This window comes from Streptomyces sp. ATLC9 (genome assembly GCF_057196705.1).
In genome coordinates, this window is record NZ_JBXUOY010000396.1 from 1 (window position 1) to 3643 (window position 3643).

4 protein-coding genes, 1 tRNA gene and 1 pseudogene are annotated in these 3643 nt (G+C 74.7%); 5 read left to right on the plus strand and 1 reads right to left on the minus strand.

Annotated elements, in window-relative coordinates; genetic code table 11:
- Together AC2CJA_RS25315 and AC2CJA_RS25320 are read left to right on the plus strand one after the other, a co-directional pair.
- Nucleotides 1–980 (plus strand): amidohydrolase family protein (locus tag AC2CJA_RS25315; RefSeq protein ID WP_484604996.1); only part of this gene is annotated, 980 nt, incomplete at its 5' end.
- A gap of 48 nt (nucleotides 981–1028) precedes the next feature.
- On the plus strand, nucleotides 1029–1709 hold the full coding sequence (locus AC2CJA_RS25320; protein ID WP_484604997.1) for an NAD(P)H-binding protein: 681 nt from the start codon (nucleotides 1029–1031) through the stop codon (nucleotides 1707–1709).
- Nucleotides 1710–1952: 243 nt separating this feature from the next.
- Here the strand turns inward: AC2CJA_RS25320 and AC2CJA_RS25325 are convergent.
- Nucleotides 1953–2034, minus strand: a tRNA-Tyr gene (locus AC2CJA_RS25325).
- A gap of 192 nt (nucleotides 2035–2226) precedes the next feature.
- Here AC2CJA_RS25325 and AC2CJA_RS25330 point away from each other — a divergent pair.
- The 3 genes and pseudogenes from AC2CJA_RS25330 to AC2CJA_RS25340 all read left to right on the plus strand — a co-directional run.
- On the plus strand, nucleotides 2227–2715 hold the full coding sequence (locus tag AC2CJA_RS25330) for a YajQ family cyclic di-GMP-binding protein (protein ID WP_484604998.1): 489 nt from the start codon (nucleotides 2227–2229) through the stop codon (nucleotides 2713–2715).
- A 179-nt stretch (nucleotides 2716–2894) separates the two neighbouring features.
- On the plus strand, nucleotides 2895–3287 hold the full coding sequence (locus AC2CJA_RS25335) for a hypothetical protein (RefSeq protein WP_484604999.1): 393 nt from the start codon (nucleotides 2895–2897) through the stop codon (nucleotides 3285–3287).
- A gap of 110 nt (nucleotides 3288–3397) precedes the next feature.
- Nucleotides 3398–3643, plus strand: a pseudogene (locus AC2CJA_RS25340) (restriction endonuclease); the annotation flags it as partial.

Below are 3643 nucleotides of genomic sequence, written 5' to 3' on the forward strand. Positions count from 1 at the left end.
AGGCGGCCCTGCTCCAGCTCGGCCACGGCGCGACCGCGGTGCGCACCCATGTGCGCGTCGGCGACGTCGCCGGGCTGCGCGCCCTGCGGGCCGTACTGCGGGCCCGAAACGCCCTGCGCGGACTGGCCGACCTCACCGCCGTCGCCGTGCCGCGGCTGCTGACCGGCGCGGCGGGTGCCGACGGCCTGGCGATGCTGCGCGAGGCGGTGGGCATGGGGGCCACCGCGGTGGGCGGCTGCCCGGACCTCGACCCCGACCCGGCCGGTTACGCGGAGACCGTGCTGGAGGTGGCGGCCGAGTACGGCTGCGCGGTGGACCTGCACACCGACGGCTCCGACCCGGTCCGGCTGTCGCGCCTGGCCTCGGTGGCCGGCGGGCTGCGGCCCAGGGTGGTCATCGGCCCGTGCGACGGTCTGGCCAGGCTGCCGCTGGAGACCGCGGCCCGCGCCGCCGAATCCCTCGCGGCGGCCGGGATCACGGTGGTCTGCCTGCCCCAGGGCGGCTGCGTCCTGCCGCCGCGGGCGGCCGAAGGCCCCCGCACCACGCCGGTGCGGCTGCTGCGGGCGGCGGGGGTACGGGTCGCCGCGGGCAGCGGCGCGCTGCGCGACACGGCCAACCCGGTGGGCCGCGGCGACCCGCTGGAGGCCGCCTATCTGCTGGCCTCGCACGGTCAGGCCGGCCCGGAGGATGCCTACGAGGCGGTGAGTACGCGGGCGCGGGAGGCCATGGGGCTGCCGCGGGTGCGGATCGAGGCCGGCTTCCCGGCGGAGTTGCTGGCCGTACGCGGCCGTACGCTCGCCGGAACGCTCTCGCTGGCGTACAGCCGCCTGGTCGTCCACCGCGGCCGGGTGGTGGCCCGCACCAGCGCGGTGCGCGAGTACTGCGACGCCACGGACCCGGCCGGCCCGGCGGACACGGCGGCCCCGGAACCGGGCGGCCCCGGGGCCGAGCCGGGGTTTCCCCGCCAGTCGCAGCGCTGACGGCGGCGTACGCGGCGGAGAGCGGGCCGGGCGTCGTACCGTCGGAGTATGCGCACAGTCATCGCTGGAGGACACGGTCAGATCGCGCTGCGGCTGGAGCGGTTGCTCGCCGCGCGCGGTGAGGAGGTCGCGGGACTCATCCGGCGGCCCGAGCACGCGGACGACCTGCGCTCGGCGGGAGCCGAGCCGATCGTCTGCGACCTGGAGTCGTCGTCCGCGGAGGAGGTCGCCCGGCACCTGCGGGACGCCGACGCCGCGGTCTTCGCGGCGGGCGCGGGCCCGGGCAGTGGCACGGCCCGCAAGGAGACGGTGGACCGCGCGGCCGCGGTCCTCTTCGCGGACGCCGCCGAACTGGCCGGAGTACGCCGCTTCCTGGTCGTCTCCGCGATGGGCGCGGACGACGAGCCCCCCGCCGACATGGAGCCCGCCTTCGCCGCCTATCTGCGCGCCAAGGGCGCCGCCGACGACGACATCCGCCGCCGCGTCAACCTGGACTGGACGATCCTGCGCCCCGGCCGTCTCACCAACCACCCCGGCACCGGGCGGGTGCGGCTGGAGCCGCGCACGGGCCGGGGCGAGGTCTCCCGCGACGACGTGGCGGCCGTCCTCCTCGCCCTCCTGGACGACCCGCGCGCGGCGCGGGTGACGCTGGAGCTGGTCTCCGGCGAGGTCCCGGTCGACCAGGCGATCGCGGAACTGGGCTCGGAGGCGACGGAGGTGCCGGACTGACCGGAGGTGCCGGACGGCGCGTTTGGCCCCGGTGGCGGGGCAGCGGGACTTCCCCACTCGGTGACCGGGACCGATCCCTGGTGCTGTACGTCACCGGCCACACCGCCGCCCACGACGTGACCTGGTTCCCGGAGTTGGAGGAGTCCAGCGGCGACCGCCGCGGCACACTGCGCGGCGGCGCGCCGGGCGGAACGGCGAACGGCCCCCGACCGCTTGCGCTGGTCGGGGGCCGTCTCCCTCGCGTGGCGGCGCCAGGATTCGAACCTGGGAAGGCTGAGCCGGCAGATTTACAGTCTGCTCCCTTTGGCCGCTCGGGCACACCGCCTGGGATTGTCGCCTCGGGGGCGTTCGCTCCCTGACAACGCGCACAACCATACCCGATGGTGGGGGGTGGTCCGCCACCTGGTTGTCGGGCGGTGGATCACCGCGGCGGATGACTAGGCTGGCGGCGCGGACCGAGCCGGTACCGGGATCGGACCGCACCCTGACGGATCTACGCACGAGGAGCCAATCCACGATGGCCGACTCCAGTTTCGACATCGTCTCGAAGGTCGAGCGGCAGGAGGTCGACAACGCCCTCAACCAGACCGCCAAGGAGATCTCCCAGCGCTTCGACTTCAAGGGTGTGGGGGCCTCCATCGCCTGGTCGGGCGAGAAGATCGAGATGCGGGCCAACTCCGAGGAGCGGGTCAAGGCCATCCTCGACATCCTCCAGACCAAGCTGGTCAAGCGGGGTATCTCCCTGAAGTCCCTGGAAGCCGGGGAGCCCCAGTTGTCCGGCAAGGAGTACAAGCTCGTCGCGTCGATCCAGGAGGGCATCTCCCAGGACAACGCCAAGAAGGTCGCGAAGATCATTCGCGACGAGGGCCCCAAGGGCGTCAAGGCCCAGGTGCAGGGCGACGAGCTCCGCGTCAGCCACAAGAGCCGGGACGCCCTGCAGGAGGTCATCGCCCTGCTCAAGGGCAAGGACTTCGACTTCGCGATCCAGTTCACCAACTACCGCTGACCACCGGGCCGGCGACGGGCGCCGGCCATCGGGCCGAGGACGAGGACGGCACCCGCCGGGCGGCGGGTGCCGTCCTCGTCCTCGGAGGGGCGGCGGGGAAGGCGCCGGGGGGGTTGGCGGCACCGCGCGGCGGGCATCCGGGCACGGAACCCTTCACACGTGCGGGACCAGGAGGACGTATGGGAAGGAAGACCGTGCGGGCCGCTCTGCCGGCCGCGCTGCTGTGCGGCGTTTTTCTGCTCTCGGGCTGCGGGGACGGCGGCACCGGGGAGGACGTCTCCGGAACCCTCGCCCGCAACAGCGCGGCCGAGGCCGGCGAACTCGCCTTCGACCAGGCCGGGCACGAGATCGACGGTGACCTCGCCTGCACCGACGAGGGCGCCGGGGAGAACCTGAAGGTCACCTGCGAGGGCACCACCGTGGAGGGCGGGGAGGCCCGGATGGTGGCCGATGCCGGCGGCGATCCCCGGATCGAGACGGAGAGCGGCGTCACGCTCGAGGGCTTCACGGTCGTCGGCACGGTGGACGGCGAGCAGGCCTTCCGGCAGGACTGCGTCGGCGTCGGCTGCTGAGCCCTGTGCGGCGGGCCGCCGCGAGCGGCCCGTTGAAAACGGCGGCGCGGGGCAGACGGCAGTGATGAGCAGTGGCGTTCCACGCCGGATCACCAGGGGGACCAGCACCGATGGCCGTATCCGCACGCCGGAGGCGTACGCCGGACCGCAAGCCCGCCTTCGACCTGCGGGTGACGGCTCTGGCCTTCGTGCTGGCCGCCGTCGTCCTGCTGGGCGTGTGGTTCACCGGGCGGGTGGTGCTGGAGGCGGCCGGGCGGCATCCGGTCGCGGCGGTGGCCGTCTGTCTGATCTCCGTGCCGGCCGCCGCGGCCGGCCTGCGCGGCGGGCGCCGGTTCCGGGCGGCCAGGGCCGCGCGG